The following is an 18359-nucleotide window of genomic DNA, read 5'->3' as shown; positions in this document are numbered from 1 at the left end:
GGCCGGGTTCTCCCTGGCAGGAAGCCGGGCCCCGCAGCTGGACATAGAGAAAAGCGGAGGGGCCTCGTTTGTTTATGCCATGTCCCACAAACGTAAAATGAGGATGCCCCATAAGCATCCTCTTCTTTTTCATCTCCGACAGTCCGAAAAATTAGGCGCGTTTTCAGACAGTTTGCGTATGAACAAGAGCCGCAAGTCCAGCCACTCTACTGCCAGCATGTATACAGAAATCCTAAAAAGAACAGAAGCAGCGTAAAGCAAATGATCAGCAGATGCCAATTTGTTCCGTACAATCCCCGCAACCTGGAGCCTCCATTTCCGCAATCTTTGTACCTCTATCATACTGCAAGTGCAAGGAACACAGGTTAATAGGCATTTACAATGCAGTTACAAGTGATTACAATCCCACGACAAGAATCGGCTTCCCGATATATAGAAAAGAGGATGCACCTCATTCGGTAGCATCCTCTAGTGAAGAAGGGTCCAGCCCATTAAATCCTCATGCACCTGCTGCGCCCGCCGGTCATTCCGGTCGTAGAGCTCCGCATAGCTGTCTGTTTCCTGATCATATGCCATTGTATAAATAATTTTCCCGTCAATTTCAACAGATAACACAAGTCCGCCTGTCATTTCTTCCACATGAACAACGGCGTCTTCCGGAACTCTTGCCTCCAGCATTCTCTCGAACATGGCGCTCCTCCCCCTACATCCACTTCCATTGCAGTTTCATACACTACACAGTATACTAACAGAGGACAAAATAAAAATAAAGAGGTGCTTGTTTGTGATTTTACATAAAGGTGAAATTTTGTTTCGACAGGGCGAAGAAGGACCTCTTTACCATGTGAAAACCGGCCTGCTCAAGGTCGTCCGGCTGCAGGAGGACGGCTCCTCCTTTCTCTTCAACCTTGTCACCCCGGGTGAAACCATTCCGCACCATTCCCTCATTTCTCCTAAAGAATATCATGGAACAGCAGTGGCTGTCATTAGAACAGAAGTCGAGGTGATCCCGGCGGCCTCTTGGTATGAACAGCTGCAGCAGGAGCCACAGGCATATGCCGACATCGCAATGGAGCTGCAGTCCAAGCTGCGGATGATGCAGCAGCGCATCGACCAATTGACCACTGTTTCCCCCAAAGAACGGTTGGAACGCCTGGAGGAATGGGCTGCCGCTTACCTGGATGATGTCTCCATCTATGAGGTGCTGACACAGACTGAAATTGCCCAGCTGATCGGCCTCCGCCGCGAGACGGTGAACCGCCTGCTGAGAGAACAGAAAACAGGGAACTGAACGTCCCCTGTTTGTCGCTCTTAGATTGCCGCCGCCGGGCCGAAGAATTCAAAATGAATCCGCTCAGCCGGCACGCCCCACTCCTCAAGCATAGCCTTAACATGCTTCATGAACAGAACCGGACCGCAGAAGTAGAAGTCGGCTTCTTGGCTTGCCACAGATTGCAGCCAAGCCAGATCAAGAAAGCCCTCCTTCTCAAAGCTGCCTGCAGCGCGGTCTGCCTCAGTCGGCTCAGCATACACGGTATAGACTTGGACATTTTCGTTCGCTGCTGCCAGTGCTGCCGTATGCTCCTTCATGGCATGCACCTTGCTGTTCAGCGCCGCCTGCACGTATGTTACTTGGCGTTTCTGTTCTGCCAGCGTGTTCAGCATGCTCATCAGCGGCGTGAAGCCCACACCCCCTGCCAGCAGGACAACTGGTGCAGCGGATTCTGTATGCAAGAAGAAGTCACCGGCTGGCGCGCTGATCGGCAGCACATCGCCTTCCTTCACATGGTCGTGCAGATAGTTGGACACAATGCCATCAGGCGTCTCTGCGCCTGCTGTTTCGCGCTTTACGCTGATTCGATAATAGTCCTTTCCGGATGCATCTGACAGGCTGTACTGGCGGATATGTGTATACGTTTCGCCTGGAATTTCCACCTTAACACTCACATATTGACCTGGCAGGAATGCCGCCAGAGCGCCGCCATCAGCCGGCTGCAGGTAGAAGGAGGCAATGGTGTCGCTCTCCCGCACCTTTTTCGTTACGGTAAAGCCGCGGAATTCCTTCCAGCCGCCCGCTTGCTCTTCGGCTTCCTTATACATTCCGGCTTCTACTTGGATGAAGATGTCGGCAATCACGCCATATGCTTCACCCCAGGCATCCAGGATCTCCTGCGGTGCTCCCACCACTTCTTTAATCGCTCGAAGCAAGTATGTTCCTACAATCGGGTAATGCTCGGCCTTAATTCCAAGGCTGCGGTGCTTGTGTGCAATTTGCTTCACAACCGGAATAATCGCTCCCAAATTTTCAATGTTGGCTGCCGCTGCGTACACGGAGTTTGCCAATGCCTGCGGCTGGCGGCCCCTCTTTTGGTTGGCGTGATTGAAGATATTCAGCAGCTCCGGATGCTCTGCGAACATCGTTTGATAGAAGTAAGTCGTAATCTCTACACCGCGCTCCTGCAGCAACGGAACAGTTGCCTTCACAATTTCCATTGTTTTCTCACTCATGAGTGGCTTTGCCGCTGTTGTCATATCGATCACCTTTTCTATGTAAATTTCATTTCCACAGTGTTTATTATAGAAAAGTCCCGCGCACAAAACTGTGATGCAAATCACACAAATCATGTTCATTCTGTGACGGTACTGTGACATCACGAAAAGTGGAAGCGGCCCGTTCCGCTATCCGAAGGGAGGTTCCACGGCCTGAAAGGCGCTTTTTGCCTTTCTGTGCCGGGGGTTCTCCCTGGCAGATGGCTGGCTGCTGCAGCTGGACACCACGAAAAGTGCAGCCGGCTCCCAGAGAAAAGCGGGCACCAAAAAGGAGTGCGCCCACTCTGCGCACTCCTACTGCGGATTTTGCTTCAAATGCTCCTCCAGCTTCGGCACTTCTTTGCCGCCGCCCACCTCTGTGTAGCCCCATACATTTGTTTCGCCCTTAAATCCATTGGCCAAAATATCCAAGTCGTGATAAATCCGATGCCCGTAAATCACATACTGGATATTTCCGGCAGATGCCCCCAGCTTCAGCAGCCGGTGGCTTCGCGACAAATCCCGTTTCAGTCTCGGGTCCTGCGCCCTCTTCTCTATATTCTGCAGAGCCGGCTCCTCCTGCTGCAGCCACTGACGCAGCAGCTTCCAGTCGCCCTCTGTATATTGCTCCGCTTTCCCGAAATTCAAGAAATCATTTAAGCTGGCATGCGTTTTTCCAATGAACTGCAGTACCCCTTCCTTTTCCGCAAGCTGGACATTCGCTTGTGCGGTCCCTGCTCCAATCGGACGGTCCGCATAATAGACCATAAACTCCCTCAGCAAAAAATACGAGATTAGCATGGCTGTCAAAATGCCGATTATGCTCCACAGTTTCTTCATTGCCTGTACCTCTTTCCCTCGTTGTGCGCAGCAAGTAAGACGGTTGTGTTACATAATGTACTATTCTGTTTCACACTTTTCAGTTTCGCTGTAAACTGACAGTTTCCTGCAAAAACCATTCTCGTAATTCCGACATTTTTCTCAGCTACCGTTGTCTGAGCTACGGATGCTCCAGCAGAATTTGGTTGCCGTAGTAGGCGCTATAGCCGAGCACAGCCAGCAGCAGCAAGTAAATGATGAGCGTTTGTACCCGTTCCCTGCCGCTAAGCTGATAGTAGTTGCGGATGCCTTCCCGTTCCGCTGCGGTCTCCCGAAGCTGCTCTTCCACCCTTTGAAAGGCTTCCTGTAGAGCCGGCAGCTGCTCCTGCTGCTCTTCTCCCTCCATAACATAGTCAAACGGACGAAAGGCGTCTGTCAGACGGTCGAGCGCCAAGAGCTCTCGGGCTTCCTTCGCAGGCAAGGAACCGCGGTTTGCCCGCAGCTGCAGCTCAGAGCGGTGATTTTCCATTTGAAACACAGTGCGGTGTACAGCCCCATACGCTTCCCATTCCCGGCGCAGCCGCTGCAAATAATAGCTGTAGGTTTCCTCCTCCGCTGCAGCATCGTCCGCTTCCTTCTGCCGTTTGCGCAGGCTGAACCACGTGCTGACACCGAGCAGCACAAGGAAAAAGCCCATAATGCTGAAGGCTGCCACTGCATACACCAATAAAATGATCAGGCCTACCACCCAGAGCTTTGTGCTGATTGCGCCGGCAATGCGGCCTCCGTCAAGGGGCGACACCGGAATCAGATTGAAGAAGTTGATGCTGCCGCCAAGAACGATAACAAGCGCCCAAAACGGCTCTCCCGTCCATATATACAGCGGGATGGCAGGCAGAAACGACAACAGGCCGAATAGAGGCCCCATATAAGCAAGAAAAGCTTCATCCCGGGCATTCTTCGGCATTTGCTTCAATCCCACAACCGCTCCGACAAAAGGCAAGAACAGCGCTGGAGACGTTGGCAGCCGCAAGCGGCGGGCCGCCCACACGTGCCCCATTTCATGGACAAACAACAAATAGACAAGCGCCACCCCAAACTTCCACCCGTACACTGCAGCATATGCCCCAAGCGAAAGCAGCATGCTGAAGGCTGTGGAAAACTTGGCAAGCTTTACAATCCCCAGTACCCATTTTAATTTAGACAGCAGAAATACCCCAATTGCACTTACAATTCCCCATGCTCCCGTACGGCTTTTTTTCATCGTACACCTCTTTATATATCAGTTTCATTTTCTATTCTACAAGAGATGTATCCCTCTTAAAAGGGGTACTTAAAAACTTTATTTAAGACTAGTCATATGATCTTAACTAATTTTTATCCTTAAAAATTTAATGATTCGGCTATGTTTTCTCCAAAATTCACCAATACTAGGGGGTGGAGGTGAAACTATGACCATATATTCTATCATTTTCGGACTTCTTTCTTTTTTTGCATCCATGCTGATTCTGTACACATTCGGCCTCTTTCTGCCGATCGAATGGCTCCATGACGACGGCGGCTCGGCCAGCTTCTGGCTGCCCTGCACCATTGGAGGCCTCATTGGACTGCTAATTATCCGGAAATACAAAAAAAGACTTGGTTAGCCCAAGTCTTTTTTACATCCTCGTCCTGCAGCACTCCTGATATCCGCCGCTGCTTGCCTGCGCTCGGCCGCACTTGGAACATACGACAAATCGGGACCCTCTCGCCAACAAACTTCCTTTCTGAAGGAGAAGCACTTCGTCTTGCTTATCGACACGCATGTAATACACACATACACTGATTGCCAACACACTCACCACAAGAAATAGAATTGGAATTAGCATTGCCGTCACCTCTTCTAGTTTGTTTTCTGTATCCAGCCAGCGGATATGCTGATATACTTTCGCTGCTCCCCCAGGAAATTCCTCCTTCCTCCCCTTATATCCTCATGGGTCTTTAAGGAATTGTTAGATTCTCTTTACATGCGCTTTATATATATACAGGCTTTGCTGTATTACAATGGCTTCAAATCAAGAAGGGAGTTGACGTCTATGTGGTTTTCCTGGCTGATTTCCCTTTCTCTGTTCATCCATTCATTTTCTCCCCAGCCTGCTCCTGTCTCTATACAAGTGCTCAGCCTGAATGATTTCCACGGGCAACTGAATACAACCAGTGCTCTGCAAGGCAAAAAGACTGGCCGTGCTGATTATGTATCCGCCTATCTTCTTGCTGAACTGAAGCATCAGCCGCATACATTGCTTGTCCACGCCGGGGATATGGTTGGCGGCAGCCCTGCCATATCCGCTTTGCGGCAGGATGAGCCTGCCATGGCGTTTTTGAACACTCTTCCCTTTACCGCTGGCACACTGGGCAATCATGAATTTGACCATGGCGTCACAGAAATGGAACGGCTCATTCACGGCGGCACTCATCCGGAAACAGGCTTTTTTGCTGGAAGTGCATTCCCCTATATTTCTGCCAATGTTGTGGACCGTGAAAGCGGCCAGCTCTTATTCCCGCCTTATCTGATCCGAACCGTAAACGGCATTCCCATTGCGTTCATAGGTGTGACAACCACCGAAACACCTGACGTTACACTGCGGGAAAATGTTGCTTCCGTTTCGTTCCTCGATGAAGCAGAAGCCATCAATCTGTCGGTGCAGGAAATTAAAAAAGCAGGCATCCGCACCATTATTGTTCTTGCACATGTGCCCGGCACAACGGAGGGAGGTGCTACAACCGGTGAGCTTGCTGATTTGGCCCAGGCTGTAGATGACGAGGTGGATGTCATTTTCGGCGGCCATAACCATTCCTATATCAATGGAGAAGTGGATGGAAAGCTGCTGCTGGAGGGGTATTCGTATGGGATGGCCTATGCCAAAGCAGAATTGCAAATTGACCCAATTACGAAAGATGTGATCCACAAAACGGGCAAAGTCATTCTGGTGGACCAGGACCGGATACAGCCGGACCAGACTGTGACCAGACTCCTCCATCACTGGGAAGCAGACGCCCGCCAGGCAGATACCATTATCAGCAGCAGCACTGCTTCCTTAACGAGACAAAATGGCGCACTCGGAAATATGCTCGCACAGGCGCAGCGAAAGGCGGTTGGAGCTGATATTGCCTTTGTCAATGCTGGAAGCATCCGGAGCGACCTGCAAACCGGGAGCATTACCTGGGGATCTTTATTCTCCGTGCAGCCGTTTCGGCACCGGATTATGAAGCTGCAGATGACAGGCAGGCAAATTCAAGAAGTGCTGGCGGAGCAATGGAACGGACGCAAAGAGCCGCTGTATGCCGCTGGACTGCATTATGATGCTGTTTCCTTTCCCATCTCCTTGGATGACGGCCGGCCGTTTGATGACAGGCAAGTCTATACAGTGGCAGTCAATTCCTTTCTGGCGCAAGGCGGTGACCGATTTTTTGCTTTTACAAAGGGAAGCATACTCGCTGAGGGGCCTACCGATTTTGATGTGCTGCTGCAGTACATGCAGCATGCACCGTAAAAAAGGCCTGCTCCATTCGGAGAAAGCCCTTGCTGCCATTAGAAGGAGCACTCGAAATACTCAATGGAATTCAAATCAAGGCCCACGTAGGACCAGCGATACTGGTTCGGGCGCCAGCGGTAGCCGGCTACAGAATTGCGGCCGACATAGATGGGATAAAACCAGAAGCCGCGGCCATTGCGCAGCCAGACGTAGGTGTAACGGTAGAGACAGCGGCGGATTGCGCCGGGATCGACTGCATACAGGCTCGCCTGGGATGGCGGGCGCGGCGGTGTGAAGGATGGCGGCGGCGTCTGTGGCGCTCCCTGCTGCCCACCGCCTCCCCCTGGCGGCGGTGGCGGCGTATATCCGCCTTGCCCCTGTCCCTGTCCGGGAAAGAAAGGCGGAAACGGTGGAATATACGGCTGTGACGGCTGCGTGATGACTGGAAACTGCCGCATATCGGGTCCATACCAATACGGATTCATGATGGCTCACCTCTCATAGTATCATTATCGTTACCATATGTATGATGCCGTCCCTGTCCCGGAGCATTGTCTGTAAAAATAAAAAGCAGGCCCTCCCTTTGGATTGACCCGCTTCACTTCACCAATTGGTGGCGGAACGCATAAATAACCGCCTGCGTCCGGTCCACTACCTGCAGCTTATTTAAAATATTGCTGACATGTGTTTTTACTGTCTTCAGGGCAATAAACAGCTCATCTGCAATTTCCTGGTTCGATTTTCCCTTTGCCATCAGCTGCAGAATTTCCTGTTCACGCTCTGTGAGTTCTTCATGCAAGGGCCGCTCTCCACCGCGGCGCATCCGGGACATCATCTTTCCGGTAACCTGCGGCTCAAGCACGCTTTCTCCGCGGTAAGTGGCGCGCACTGCATCAGCGATATCACTGGCACGGGATGTTTTCAGCAAATAGCTGACTGCGCCCGCCTCAATGACAGGATACAGCTTTTCATCATCCAGAAAGCTCGTCACCACCGCAATCTTCGCCTCCGGCCAAGCCGCCACAATACGGCGTGTTGCCTCCACGCCGTCCATCTCCTCCATCACCAAATCCATCAGAATCACATCCGGACGGAGCGCCAAGGCCATGTCGACACCTCGCCGCCCATTTTCCGCCTCGCCGACCACCTCCATGTCCGGCTGCATGGACAGGTATGCGGACACTCCCATCCGCACCATTTCATGATCATCCACCAATAGAATCCGTATCATGCTTCATCCCCCTGTTCAATCATCGGCACCTTAACCTCCAGCTGTGTCCCTTTTCCCGGGAAGCTGATGATTTTCCAAGTGCCGCCAATCTCCTGCACCCGTTCCTGGATGGACTGCAGTCCATATGCCCCTGCCTTCCGCTGCTCCACCTGAAAGCCGACTCCGTCATCAAGCACCTTTAAGATAACCTGCCCGCCTACCGCGCGCAGCCGCACTTCCATTTTCTTGGCCTTCGCATGCCGCAGCGTATTGGACAGCGCCTCCTGTAAAATCCGGAACAGATGGTCCTCCACCCCTCGATTCAGCTGAACCGGATCGACAAGCCATTCCAGCCGGATATGCTGCTTGCGGGACAGCTCTGTCAGCAGCTCGTCAATGCCTTCCGCCAGCTTCTTCCCTTCCAATTGAACCGGACGCAAATGCAGGAGCAAGGCACGCATTTCCGACTGCGCATTCACAATCATATTCTCAATCAGCTGCAGCTGCCTCCGGACAGGCTCTGCACACGCCTGCTCCTGGGCATTCACCGCCGACATCATCATGGACATCGCAAACAGCTGCTGGCTGACAGAATCGTGCAGTTCGCGCGCGAGCCGGTGCCGTTCCTGTGAAATGGCCTCCTGCCGCAGCTCTTCGCTCCACTCCGTCCGCTCGCTGGCAATCCGCTGAAACAGCGCCGTCTGCTCCTGCAGCCTGCCGCCCAGAGCCGCAATCCGCTTCTCCACCTGGCCCAACTCATCCAGCTCCCCCTCCGGCATCTGCACCTGCAAATTGCCCCGCTCCAAGTCCATCAGCATGGCCGAGAGCGTATTGACACGCCGGCGCAGCTGCTGCGCCGCTGCATAGCCGATCGCTCCTCCAAGCAGTACACTGCCGCCAAGCACAAACAATACAACAGGAACTGAGGCAATCTTTGTCCACAAAAAGCTGTACACATCCTGCCCGCTTGTCCACGTATAGATAACGGTGGCAAAAAGCGCCGCTCCGGCAGCACCCAAAAGCGAGGTATGGAACACAGTCCGAAAGAATCCATGCTTGTACTGCATCATACATACCTCACTTCCGTATCGCCAATGAAAAGCGATGTAACAATTTTGACGCGGCGCGGCGCCGCTGCGTACCCTTCCGTCATCCAGCTGAGAGTCTGGTTCCAGCTGCGGTCTTCCTCGCCAAGCATGACCGTTTTGCCAATCAGGACACTGTGATGCAAGGACAATTCCACATCGTAGGGCACATGCAAACGGATATTGCCGATTACCCCGTGAATGACAAGCACAGTCTCTCCCTCTGGAATCATGGCGGTGGAAAGATCAACCTCCACATCGCCGATGCCATATCGGATATTCCAATCCTGCAGCTCATAAATCCGGTCCATCACCCGATGGGTGCCAATCAGAAAATTGCGCAGAAACGGCTGCTTCCTTACAAGGCGGCTGCCTGCCGGCGATGCCGGCTGCAAGGAAATGGACAATGGCCGCCGCCGGCTCCGCAGCAGTTCAACACCGCCATACAGCAGGACTGCCGCCAGCAGCAGCTGAAAGGCAACGGAGGAGAAAAGCTGTCCGGCCAACGTCAGCATGCCGATCAAAAGCAGCATATTCCCCCTTGCCATTTTGCGCCTGCGCCGGTAGTGCCGCCCCAACAGCAGCAGCGCTGCCGCGAACAGAAGAGCAGGAGGGGAAAAGCGGCCTGTAATGAGATCGGCAAGCACGCCAATTCCTAAGATGACCAGCCCGGCGCTGACAATTTCTGTATGTGATAAAGACCGTTTCATCTCCATTCCTCCTCTCTCGAAATGCTTTCATGGCTTGCACGGCTCACCGAAGGGAGGTTCTCCGGCCTCAAAGGCGCCTTTTGCCTTTGTGTGCCGGGGGTTCTCCCTGGCAGTGAGCCAGCCATGAAAGCTGGACAATCCGAAATGCTTTCATGGCTTGCACGGCTCACCGAAGGGAGGCTTCCACAATGGAGCCTTCCCGTTCCGCAGGAAAAAGGAATTGCCCTGCAATCCCTTTTCCTTCTTCTACCACTATATCATAAGCTGATTTCCTGCTGTACCGTTTCTTTCTCCTTCAGCTGCTTTTCCAGCCTGGCGATTTTATAATCAAACGTATCCCGCTCATAATCAGCCGTGATGCGCATTTCCAGATCACGGATCTGCTCCTCAATTTCACTGAAGCGAAGGAACGGATTTTCATCCGACACCTTATGCATCGCATCATGAATGCGCCGGTGGGCATGTGCGGCATTTTCACGTGCCATGAGCTCCAGCCGCTTGGCATGCAGCTCCTTCAAGCGGTTTTTCATTTCCTCCAGCTTCTGCTGCAGATCCTCTGTCTGTTCAATCACCCTTGTATGCTGCTCCTCAAGCTGTGCCGCCTGCTTGGCATAATATTGCATTTCTTGAAGGGCACGCTCCTGCAAAGCTGCCTCTCCTGCCTGGAAGGCTACCTCAGCCTGGTGTCTGCGCTTCTTTTCCATATAGCGCGCCTGCTCCAGTTCGCGGAAGAACTGGGTGCGCAGCTGCTGCTGCCGGCTGATCAGCTTTTCAATCCGTTTGACCTCCTGCTCGCTGTCGCGCAAATATTGGTTCAGCAGAGCGATTGGATTTTGGCGCTCTTTCTCATCAAGCAACTCGTGCATGTCTGCCAAAAATGTGCTGCGGATCCGTTGGAATAATGAAGTTTTCATTGTGTTTCTTCCTTCCTTTTTATTATTTTTTCATCAATGCTTCCCATTCGCGCTCAAAGTTGTCAAATGGTTGCGCGGCCGGTTCCTTACGCTTCCGATAATCCTTCCAGCCATAATACAAGAGCGCCAGAGCGCCGATGCCGATGACAGCCGGGAAGTTGCCAAGCACCACCGATACCCCGGCCAATCCGGCAATGCCCCACCAGAGCTTGCCCGGCAGACTGCGGGACCGCAGAAAGGATCGGAAGCTCCAGTAGGCAAGTGCAGCCCCGATCAGCAGCCCGGCGATATGCCCCAGGCTGGCAAATGCGATGATGGCGAGAACCGCGGCAGCGGCAAAGGTTAACAGCTTCTTCATCTGGATGGCCTCCCTTCGTTTTGATATCTCTATCTTAACTGGAACAGCATCCGCCCATAACGCACCTGGGAACGGTTTTGCGCTCAGACCTTAGACCTAGAAATGCCTAAGAACAACAAAACCCCATGCCGGGGGCATGAGGTTTTGTTGCTGATATCAGGAAGCGCGTTGTACTTCCTCCAGATAGGCTTGTCCTTGCTTTGCGTCATACTGGCCTTCCCACTTGGACATAATAACAGCTGCAAGCGAGTTGCCGACAACGTTCACCGCTGTGCGCGCCATATCCAGAATACGGTCGATGCCCGCGATGAATGCCAGGCCTTCGAGCGGAATGCCGACGGAACCAAGTGTCGCCAGCAATACAACGAAGGACAGGCCAGGCACGCCGGCAATCCCCTTGGAGGTTACCATGAGCACAAGCAACAGCGTAACCTGTTGGTACAGGGACAGGTCAATGCCGTACATCTGCGCCAGGAAGATCGCTGCGATGGCTTGATACAGTGTGGAACCATCGAGGTTAAAGGAATATCCAGTCGGAATGACAAAGGACGTGATCGCCTTTGGACAGCCGAACTTCTCCATTTTCTCCATCAGTCTTGGCAATACTGTCTCAGAGCTTGCCGTAGAGTAAGCCAGAATCAGCTCATCCTTAATGACTTTGATAAAGGCAAAGATATTGATGCCGACCATCTTGGCCACAAGGCCAAGCACGACAAGAACAAAGAAGGCCATGGAAGCATAGACGATGACAACCAGCTTGCCGAGCGGAATCAGGGAAGCTACGCCAAATTGCGATACGGTTACGCCGATCAGCGCAAACACGCCAAACGGCGCAAACTTCATCACTTGGTTTGTCACATAGAACATCGCGTCCGCCACGCCCTGGAAGAAATTCAGCACCGGCTTGCCGCGCTCGCCGATTGCCGCCACACCAAGACCGAACATGACGGAGAAGAAAATAATCGCAAGCATATCGCCTTTGGCGAGTGAATCGATAATGTTCGTTGGTACAATGTTTACAAAGGTATCAATAAAGGAATGGCTCTTTACTGTTTCAGTTGTTGTTAAATAAGCAGAGATGTCCTTCTTTTGCAGGCTGTCAATCTTTACGCCCGCTCCCGGCTGAAATACGTTGGCAATCAGCAAACCGATGGCGATGGCCAGGGTTGTAATGATTTCAAAATATAAAATGGTTTTGCCGCCGAGCTTGCCGAGCTTCTTAATGTCGCCGACACCTGCCACACCGACAACCAGGCTTGCCACAACGATTGGAACGACAATCATCTTAATCAGACGGATGAAAATTGTGCCGATTGGCTGCAAATACTTTATAACATCTGCGTTTCCGTAAAAAATGGCACCAACCGCAATACCGAGTACAAGGCCAATGACAATTTGCCAAGCTAATCCTATCTTTTTCATAAAAACAACCTCCTTCTTTAAGGGTGAATATTCAAATCTAACAGAATGGAAATTTCATTATTTGTTAGATTTTTCTATCTATTTCGTATGCACGGTATGCACCTTTGTTATGATAAACGAAATTTCACAATCTGACAATAACTTAAACATTATGTAAATATAAATTTTGTATCTTGACAACAAAAACAGGAAGCGCTTTCTAGCTGCTTCCCGTCTTGTTTCCCTGCCCGTAGGTGCGGCTGTTCAATTGGATTGTCGCATGGCTGTTTCCATTAATATTATAAATCCGGATCGGCTTTGCCAGCAAAAACCCAACAGCCAAACCAATCAAAAAGCTCCACTCATGTTTTTTCAAAGTTTCCCCCCTCACTTTTCCCTGTGCTCTCTACATTTCATTCGCAGTTCCATATGGAAAGTCCTGTATTAAATGCTGCATTTCCATTTCACGCGGTATAGAGACAACACACTCTCCCTTCCATCATTATATTACCATTACGCAACTGTTACACCAGCAATAACCATGGCATGTCATGAATCCTTATGGTATAACAAGTACGGTAGGAAGGGAGAGGTGCACATGAGCAAACAAGCAATGATCAGCATTGCGGCGGCAGGCTGCCTTCTCATCGCCCCTGTCCTCGCATATGCGGAAAGCAATGCAGAGAAGCTGCAGCGGATCCAAACCGAGCTGCAGAATAAACAGCAGGATGTGCAGCAGCAGGAGCAGACCAAACAGCTGCTTGAGCAGGGCATTTCGCAGCTGCAGCAGGAGCTGGACGCATTGGGGTCAAGCATTGCGAAGAATACACAGGATTTGGCTGCCATTTTGAAGCAAAAGCAACAAACAGAAACGGCGCTTGAGAAGCAGCAGGAACAAGCGGCTAAGCTGCAACAGCAGGTGGATCAGCGGCAGAAGGTCATCAATGAGCGTTTGGTGACACTGCAAGAGCAGCCACATACGAATTTTATTGCCGAAATGCTGATAGACTCACGCAGTTTGGGTGATTTGCTGGAGAACTTGTATTCCATTCGACTTATTATAGATTCCGATAAAAAGATATTAGAAGAACAGCTGCAAGACCAAAATGCACTTCAGCAGGAGACTCTTGCCATAACAGAGAAGCAGCTCGAGCTGCAAACCTACGCAAATAATTTGCAGTTGAAGCAGCAGGAGCTGGAATCAAATAAGCAAAAGCAAGCAGAGCTGCTTGCGGCTATGCATCAGCAGCTGTCCCAAACAACCGAGGAGCTGGCAAGCGCCCAGGAAGCGGCGGACATTTTACAGGCGCAAAAGGCAGCGGTGCAAAAGGAAATGGCCGAGGAGCAGCTCAATACGCCATCCTCAAGCTCATCAGCAGCGCCAAGCGCCCAATCGGGAAGGTTCATCAAGCCGGCTGCGGGGGATTATACCTCCGGATTTGGTCCGCGCTGGGGCCGCATGCACTATGGACTGGATATTGCTAAGCCCGGCTATGTTTCTGTATGTGCGGCTGCGGGCGGCACTGTCATTCGTGCTTATCATTCCGCAACATACGGAAATGTAGTCTTTCTTTCGCACCGCATTAATGGCCAAACGTATACGACCGTATACGCGCACCTCAGCAGCTACAACGTTGCCACCGGACAATCCGTGTCACAAGGACAGCAGATTGGCGTAATGGGCAGCACCGGCGACTCTACCGGGCAGCACCTGCACTTCGAGCTGCATGTCGGGGAATGGAATCTGGCCAAATCAAACGCGGTCGATCCAAAGCCGTATTTGGAACCATAAAAGTCTCAACCCGGGAGCGGTTGAGACTTTTTTCGTTTATTTTTGCTCATACAGGAACATCAGGTCATTATGGCCGCTGTCATAGGTCACCTTGATGGTGCCGCCGCTGAAGCTGATGCTGTGGTTCAGCTTGGTGGCCGCAACGCCGTAGCCAAGCTGCTTCAGGAGAGAAGCACCCTGGTCCGATGTCAGGGAGCTGTCAACCATAAACAGCACAACCGTGGCCGCATTGTAAAAGTCCTGATATGCCTTTTGATCCACCCCTGTCGAAGCAATGGCGACAGCTGAATATTTTCCGGTTGCCTTGCTTACGGTAATGCCGATACCGCAGCCGTTATTGGCCGGGATGCTGAACACGATATACTCGTTCGTGTCCTGATACACCTTCGGGTTGGCGAGCGATACGCCGATCTGGCTTCCTGTGGAGTTGAATGTGGAAATAAATTGATTGATGTCATACTGCTCAAACACGTTCGTGTTCGGTTGTGCCGGTTGCGTTGGCTGTGCCGGTTGCGCTGGCTGTGCCGGTTGTGCTGGCTGTGCCGGTTGTGTTGGCTGTGCCGGTTGCGCCGGTTGCGCCGGCGGTGTCGGTGCTGCCGGCTTTGTCTCCCCCTTGCCAAACAAATTACATCCGCTCAGCAGACCTGCTGCCAGCAGAGCTGATACGCCCACGGACCATACCTTTTTCATACATATGCGCCCCCTCATCAGATAGTAGCGAAAGCAGACCGGACAGTCTTTCCCGGCCTTGCCTTTCTCTGTACGCTCAATATATGAGCACGATATGTATATAAAAGATTGGCCCAATAAAATGGACAGGTGTGCCAAGCTGAAAAATTTGACAAAACATCTCAGCGCACTTCAGCCAAACTGCCTGTACTGGCTGTTGAGCTTTATTTGGCGTCCGGCTGCTTGTAACCAAAATAGAGCCTCTCTGAGGCACTGTCGTAGGAAACCTCGATAGTCGCATTACCAAAACTGATCTTATGATTCAGTTGCACGGCACTTGTGCCATATCCCAGTTGCCCCAGCAAAGCTTCGCTGCGGTCGGAAGTCATAGAAGGGTCCAGCAGAAACAGCATGATGACCACCCCACTGTAAAACGCCTTATAGGAATCGGCATCAATGCCAGGAGACGTAATCCCGACAAAATAATACTTGCCGGTTGCTTTGGAAGCGAAAACGTCCACGTAGCAGCCGTTGTTGGCGGGAATATCAAACACAATAAAGGTGTCTGTCTCTTTGTATACGGAAGGCTTGGAAAGAGACATATTCAGTTCGGTACCGGCATCATTGAAGCTTGTAATGAACTGATAAATCTTATATTGTTCAAACACATCCTTGTAGGTTTGAGACGGCTGCTCCCCCGATTGATTCCCCAACTGTCCTCCTAGTCTGTCTCCCTGCTGTCCTCCTAAATTGCCTCCCTGCTGTCCTGAATTGCCTCCCTGCTGATCCGCCGCTGCCGGCGGCTCTGGCTTTGGCTCCTCCTTTTGAAACAGGCCGCATCCGCTCAGTAAACCGGACGCCAGCAGGACTGATAAACCGAGAAATCCTATTTTCCTCATATGCCCCCTCCTCCTGCAAACGAAAGCTGGACAAGTGTACTGTCCCCGGCATTTCGTTCTCTTCCCTTAAATATATGAACGAAATATACAGCACAAAAGATTGACCTGCTAACATGTACAGCCCTGCCAAGCTAAAAAATGTGACAGAGCAAAAAAACAGGGCAAACTGATTCCATCTATCAGGAAGCAACGACCCCACTCGTCACTTTGCCGGTTGCAATCCACACAATAAAAAAACCCCAAGGCGGCTGCCTCAGGGGTTGCATCATTTTATAAAGGAAGTGACCGGCTCGCTGTCTATGGCTTCCCGTACACGCTCCACCATCACACGCTCCAGCTTGTCATGATAGCCGAGATACTCGCAAAGAATGATGCGCTCGTCGGCCAGCTTACGAATGGTTCGTTCCATTCCTTTCATCAGCAAACCTGTGAACAACAAATACGGAACTACAAAAATCTGCTGATGACTTGTTTCACGCGCAGCTGCGAGCCCTTGCTCAAAGGTCGGCTCGGCTGCCGCCAAGTAGCTGACATCCACCCGCTGAAACGGGTGCGTCTCCTGCAGCAAATCCGCAATCTGCCGGAAGTCGCGTTTCACATCCGGGTCGCTGCTGCCGCGCCCCACCAGAAGCGCCATCGCATCCTCGCCGATGCGCTCCGGCCCAATACGCTCCAGCAAAATGGACACGATATCCTGATGCACGCCGAGCGGACGGCCGTATGTAAGCGGGATGTGCGGATGCTCCAGGCGCACCTTCTCCAGCTCCTGCGGGATATCCTCCTTTGCATGGGCTGCCGTCAATAAGAGCACCGGCACGGCTGCCACTGTTGTCGCGCCGCGCTCCACACAGCGGCGAAAGCCCTCTTCAATGGACGGCTCAGTCAGCTCTAAAAAGCACACCTCCTGAATGGGCGCATCCACTTTTTCCATACAGCGTTCCGCAAAGAAACGGGCCTGCTCGCCCGCCTCCTTCACCCGGCTGCCGTGACAAATGTACAATACTGCCTGCATTATAGCACCTCACTCATATAGTTTTGCCGCAATGTTTCCTCAAACCACTGCACACGCTCCCGGTAACGCACGACTTCGCCTACAACAATCATGCTTGGGTTCTGCACGTCCTCCTTCTGGGCAATGGTGACGATGGTCCCAAGCGTGCCTGTCACGGTCCGTTGCGAAACCGTTGTGCCCCACTCCACCAATGCGACAGGGGTTTGCTCGCTTTTTCCATGCTTCAGCAGCTGTGCGCATATATAAGGAAGATTGGCGACGCCCATGTAAATGGCCAGTGTATCAATGCCTTTCGCAAGGCTCTCCCACTTCGTCTCCTCTTCACTTCCCTCGCGGCGGTGCCCGGTAACAATAGCAAAGCTGGCACCCGCATCCCGATGCGTGACAGGAATACCGGCATAGGCGGGTGCTGCAATCCCGGCGGTGATGCCCGGGACTACTTCAAATGAAACGCCGTGGCGGTGCAGCGCTTCGGCTTCCTCTGCGCCCCGGCCAAATACGAAGGGATCGCCGCCCTTCAGCCGGGTGACCGTTTTCCCCTGTCTCGCATGCTTGACCAGACAAGCATTGATGGTTTCTTGCTGCATAATATGATAATTGGGCAGCTTTCCGCAATAAATCAGCTCGGCATCAGGCTTTGCGTGGGCCAGCAGCTCTTTATTGACAAGGCGGTCATATAAGATGACATCCGCCTGCTGAATACAGCGGAGACCTTTCACTGTGATAAGCTCTGGGTCCCCCGGCCCGGCACCGACAATATATACCTTTCCCATCCTGCTTCCTCTCTTTCTTCCGCTGCCTAGAAAAAAACGGGATTGCGGAGGAAATCTCCGCCACCCCGTTTTTAGATGAACGCTTTTTCACGCAGATATTGGATAACCTGCTCCGCACAATCTTCAATGGAATGAAGGTGCGTATGAATGACAAGCTCCGGCTGCTCCGGCGCTTCATACGGAGAGTCAATCCCCGTAAAATGCTTGATTTCGCCATTGCGCGCCTTTTGGTACAGACCCTTTGGATCACGCTTTTCGCACTCTTCAATCGGGCAATCCACAAACACTTCAATAAACTCGTCCGCTTCCAGCAGATCCCGCACCTGCGTACGGTCCGCGCGGAATGGAGAAATGAAGGCTGTCAGCACGATGGTGCCGCTGTCCACGAACAGCTTTGCCACTTCGCCGATGCGGCGGATGTTTTCTTTGCGGTCTTCTTCCGTGAAGCCCAGATTTTTATTCAGGCCGTGGCGGATATTATCTCCGTCCAGGACGTAGTTGCCAATTTTCTGGTCAAACAGCTTGCGCGCCACCGCGTTTGCCACGGTAGACTTGCCGGACGCAGAAAGTCCAGTAAACCAAAGTACAAAGCTGTGTCGGCCGTTTGCCTGCCGGCGCTCCGCCTTTGTAACAGATGCGTCATGCCATGTAATATTTGTAGACATTCCCTGCT

The 18359-nt window shown here is 52.1% G+C and carries 22 protein-coding genes; 4 read left to right on the top strand and 18 right to left on the bottom strand.

Annotation, left to right across the window (positions count from 1 at the left end; genetic code table 11):
* Positions 1-468: 468 nt before the first annotated feature.
* Complete coding sequence (locus NK662_RS09085; RefSeq protein WP_254758611.1) at positions 469-690, bottom strand: hypothetical protein; 222 nt, start codon at positions 688-690, stop codon at positions 469-471.
* Between the two features lie 94 nt (positions 691-784).
* On the opposite strand from NK662_RS09085, the gene NK662_RS09080 reads away from it, so the two are divergent.
* Positions 785-1291 carry a Crp/Fnr family transcriptional regulator gene (locus NK662_RS09080; RefSeq protein WP_254758610.1) on the top strand — a complete coding sequence of 169 codons (507 nt, stop codon included), beginning with the start codon at positions 785-787 and terminating at the stop codon, positions 1289-1291.
* A gap of 20 nt (positions 1292-1311) precedes the next feature.
* Here the strand turns inward: NK662_RS09080 and hmpA are convergent, their stop codons facing one another.
* The 3 genes from hmpA to NK662_RS09065 all read right to left on the bottom strand — a co-directional run bounded on the left by hmpA (position 1312) and on the right by NK662_RS09065 (position 4612).
* Positions 1312-2532, bottom strand: coding sequence for an NO-inducible flavohemoprotein (gene hmpA / locus NK662_RS09075; protein WP_254758609.1), 1221 nt, complete (start codon positions 2530-2532; stop codon positions 1312-1314).
* Positions 2533-2844: 312 nt separating this feature from the next.
* Entirely contained in the window at positions 2845-3369 is a 525-nt protein-coding gene (locus NK662_RS09070) for a hypothetical protein (protein WP_254758608.1), read from the bottom strand.
* Between the two features lie 160 nt (positions 3370-3529).
* Entirely contained in the window at positions 3530-4612 is a 1083-nt protein-coding gene (locus NK662_RS09065; protein ID WP_254758607.1) for a site-2 protease family protein, read from the bottom strand.
* Between the two features lie 187 nt (positions 4613-4799).
* Here NK662_RS09065 and NK662_RS09060 point away from each other — a divergent pair, with 187 nt between their 5' ends.
* Positions 4800-4994, top strand: a complete 195-nt coding sequence (locus NK662_RS09060) for a hypothetical protein (protein WP_254758606.1) — start codon at positions 4800-4802, stop codon at positions 4992-4994.
* A gap of 12 nt (positions 4995-5006) precedes the next feature.
* Here NK662_RS09060 and NK662_RS09055 read toward each other — a convergent pair whose 3' ends face one another.
* Positions 5007-5216 (bottom strand): hypothetical protein, encoded by a 210-nt coding sequence (locus tag NK662_RS09055; RefSeq protein WP_254758605.1) that lies wholly within the window; start codon positions 5214-5216, stop codon positions 5007-5009.
* Between the two features lie 207 nt (positions 5217-5423).
* On the opposite strand from NK662_RS09055, the gene NK662_RS09050 reads away from it, so the two are divergent.
* On the top strand, positions 5424-6881 hold the full coding sequence (locus NK662_RS09050; protein ID WP_254758604.1) for a bifunctional metallophosphatase/5'-nucleotidase: 1458 nt from the start codon (positions 5424-5426) through the stop codon (positions 6879-6881).
* A 38-nt stretch (positions 6882-6919) separates the two neighbouring features.
* On the opposite strand, the gene NK662_RS09045 is transcribed toward NK662_RS09050, so the two are convergent.
* The 8 genes from NK662_RS09045 to NK662_RS09010 form a co-directional block, all read right to left on the bottom strand.
* Positions 6920-7348 carry a transporter gene (locus NK662_RS09045; protein WP_438503606.1) on the bottom strand — a complete coding sequence of 143 codons (429 nt, stop codon included), beginning with the start codon at positions 7346-7348 and terminating at the stop codon, positions 6920-6922.
* 113 nt (positions 7349-7461) lie between these two features.
* Positions 7462-8094, bottom strand: a complete 633-nt coding sequence (locus NK662_RS09040) for a response regulator (RefSeq protein ID WP_254758603.1) — start codon at positions 8092-8094, stop codon at positions 7462-7464.
* Entirely contained in the window at positions 8091-9140 is a 1050-nt protein-coding gene (locus NK662_RS09035) for a sensor histidine kinase (RefSeq protein ID WP_254758908.1), read from the bottom strand. The genes NK662_RS09040 and NK662_RS09035 overlap by 4 nt, the downstream gene beginning before the upstream one ends.
* Positions 9140-9868 carry a cell wall-active antibiotics response protein LiaF gene (liaF, locus tag NK662_RS09030; protein WP_254758602.1) on the bottom strand — a complete coding sequence of 243 codons (729 nt, stop codon included), beginning with the start codon at positions 9866-9868 and terminating at the stop codon, positions 9140-9142. The genes NK662_RS09035 and liaF overlap by 1 nt, the downstream gene beginning before the upstream one ends.
* Positions 9869-10125: 257 nt before the next feature.
* Positions 10126-10782, bottom strand: a complete 657-nt coding sequence (locus NK662_RS09025) for a PspA/IM30 family protein (RefSeq protein ID WP_254758601.1) — start codon at positions 10780-10782, stop codon at positions 10126-10128.
* Between the two features lie 22 nt (positions 10783-10804).
* Positions 10805-11140 (bottom strand): lmo0954 family membrane protein, encoded by a 336-nt coding sequence (locus NK662_RS09020; RefSeq protein WP_254758600.1) that lies wholly within the window; start codon positions 11138-11140, stop codon positions 10805-10807.
* 156 nt (positions 11141-11296) lie between these two features.
* Entirely contained in the window at positions 11297-12562 is a 1266-nt protein-coding gene (gltP, locus tag NK662_RS09015) for a glutamate/aspartate:proton symporter GltP (RefSeq protein ID WP_254758599.1), read from the bottom strand.
* 199 nt (positions 12563-12761) lie between these two features.
* The gene (locus NK662_RS09010; protein ID WP_254758598.1) at positions 12762-12917 is read right to left on the bottom strand and encodes a hypothetical protein; all 156 of its coding nucleotides are present in this window, start codon (positions 12915-12917) and stop codon (positions 12762-12764) included.
* 222 nt (positions 12918-13139) lie between these two features.
* On the opposite strand from NK662_RS09010, the gene NK662_RS09005 reads away from it, so the two are divergent.
* Complete coding sequence (locus tag NK662_RS09005) at positions 13140-14333, top strand: murein hydrolase activator EnvC family protein (protein ID WP_254758597.1); 1194 nt, start codon at positions 13140-13142, stop codon at positions 14331-14333.
* Positions 14334-14369: 36 nt separating this feature from the next.
* On the opposite strand, the gene NK662_RS09000 is transcribed toward NK662_RS09005, so the two are convergent.
* From NK662_RS09000 to cysC, 5 genes are all read right to left on the bottom strand, one after another.
* Positions 14370-15023: a hypothetical protein gene (locus tag NK662_RS09000; RefSeq protein ID WP_254758596.1), complete on the bottom strand. Its 654-nt coding sequence runs from the start codon at positions 15021-15023 to the stop codon at positions 14370-14372.
* 203 nt (positions 15024-15226) lie between these two features.
* Positions 15227-15901 (bottom strand): hypothetical protein, encoded by a 675-nt coding sequence (locus NK662_RS08995; protein ID WP_254758595.1) that lies wholly within the window; start codon positions 15899-15901, stop codon positions 15227-15229.
* 265 nt (positions 15902-16166) lie between these two features.
* Positions 16167-16913, bottom strand: coding sequence for a sirohydrochlorin chelatase (locus NK662_RS08990; protein WP_254758594.1), 747 nt, complete (start codon positions 16911-16913; stop codon positions 16167-16169).
* Positions 16913-17686 (bottom strand): uroporphyrinogen-III C-methyltransferase, encoded by a 774-nt coding sequence (cobA, locus tag NK662_RS08985; RefSeq protein ID WP_254758593.1) that lies wholly within the window; start codon positions 17684-17686, stop codon positions 16913-16915. The genes NK662_RS08990 and cobA overlap by 1 nt, the downstream gene beginning before the upstream one ends.
* Positions 17687-17757: 71 nt before the next feature.
* Entirely contained in the window at positions 17758-18351 is a 594-nt protein-coding gene (gene cysC, locus NK662_RS08980) for an adenylyl-sulfate kinase (RefSeq protein ID WP_254758592.1), read from the bottom strand.
* Positions 18352-18359: the final 8 nt, after the last annotated feature.

It is taken from the genome of Ectobacillus ponti (assembly GCF_024294785.1).
GTDB lineage: Bacteria > Bacillota > Bacilli > Bacillales > Bacillaceae_G > Ectobacillus > Ectobacillus ponti.
Note: the sequence above shows the minus strand (reverse complement) of the source record. Positions and strands in the feature narration are given on the sequence as shown.

Excerpts from the sequence above, each read along its gene's own strand:
- NK662_RS09085 (WP_254758611.1), bottom strand. The coding sequence starts at position 690 with ATGTTCGAGAGAATGCTGGAGGCAAGAGTTCCGGAAGACGCCGTTGTT.
- hmpA (WP_254758609.1), bottom strand. The coding sequence starts at position 2,532 with ATGACAACAGCGGCAAAGCCACTCATGAGTGAGAAAACAATGGAAATT.
- NK662_RS09070 (WP_254758608.1), bottom strand. The coding sequence starts at position 3,369 with ATGAAGAAACTGTGGAGCATAATCGGCATTTTGACAGCCATGCTAATC.
- NK662_RS09065 (WP_254758607.1), bottom strand. The coding sequence starts at position 4,612 with ATGAAAAAAAGCCGTACGGGAGCATGGGGAATTGTAAGTGCAATTGGG.
- NK662_RS09060 (WP_254758606.1), top strand. The coding sequence starts at position 4,800 with ATGACCATATATTCTATCATTTTCGGACTTCTTTCTTTTTTTGCATCC.
- NK662_RS09055 (WP_254758605.1), bottom strand. The coding sequence starts at position 5,216 with ATGCTAATTCCAATTCTATTTCTTGTGGTGAGTGTGTTGGCAATCAGT.
- NK662_RS09050 (WP_254758604.1), top strand. The coding sequence starts at position 5,424 with ATGTGGTTTTCCTGGCTGATTTCCCTTTCTCTGTTCATCCATTCATTT.
- NK662_RS09045 (WP_438503606.1), bottom strand. The coding sequence starts at position 7,348 with ATGAATCCGTATTGGTATGGACCCGATATGCGGCAGTTTCCAGTCATC.
- NK662_RS09040 (WP_254758603.1), bottom strand. The coding sequence starts at position 8,094 with ATGATACGGATTCTATTGGTGGATGATCATGAAATGGTGCGGATGGGA.
- NK662_RS09035 (WP_254758908.1), bottom strand. The coding sequence starts at position 9,140 with ATGCAGTACAAGCATGGATTCTTTCGGACTGTGTTCCATACCTCGCTT.
- liaF (WP_254758602.1), bottom strand. The coding sequence starts at position 9,868 with ATGAAACGGTCTTTATCACATACAGAAATTGTCAGCGCCGGGCTGGTC.
- NK662_RS09025 (WP_254758601.1), bottom strand. The coding sequence starts at position 10,782 with ATGAAAACTTCATTATTCCAACGGATCCGCAGCACATTTTTGGCAGAC.
- NK662_RS09020 (WP_254758600.1), bottom strand. The coding sequence starts at position 11,140 with ATGAAGAAGCTGTTAACCTTTGCCGCTGCCGCGGTTCTCGCCATCATC.
- gltP (WP_254758599.1), bottom strand. The coding sequence starts at position 12,562 with ATGAAAAAGATAGGATTAGCTTGGCAAATTGTCATTGGCCTTGTACTC.
- NK662_RS09005 (WP_254758597.1), top strand. The coding sequence starts at position 13,140 with ATGAGCAAACAAGCAATGATCAGCATTGCGGCGGCAGGCTGCCTTCTC.
- NK662_RS09000 (WP_254758596.1), bottom strand. The coding sequence starts at position 15,023 with ATGAAAAAGGTATGGTCCGTGGGCGTATCAGCTCTGCTGGCAGCAGGT.
- NK662_RS08995 (WP_254758595.1), bottom strand. The coding sequence starts at position 15,901 with ATGAGGAAAATAGGATTTCTCGGTTTATCAGTCCTGCTGGCGTCCGGT.
- NK662_RS08990 (WP_254758594.1), bottom strand. The coding sequence starts at position 16,913 with ATGCAGGCAGTATTGTACATTTGTCACGGCAGCCGGGTGAAGGAGGCG.
- cobA (WP_254758593.1), bottom strand. The coding sequence starts at position 17,686 with ATGGGAAAGGTATATATTGTCGGTGCCGGGCCGGGGGACCCAGAGCTT.
- cysC (WP_254758592.1), bottom strand. The coding sequence starts at position 18,351 with ATGTCTACAAATATTACATGGCATGACGCATCTGTTACAAAGGCGGAG.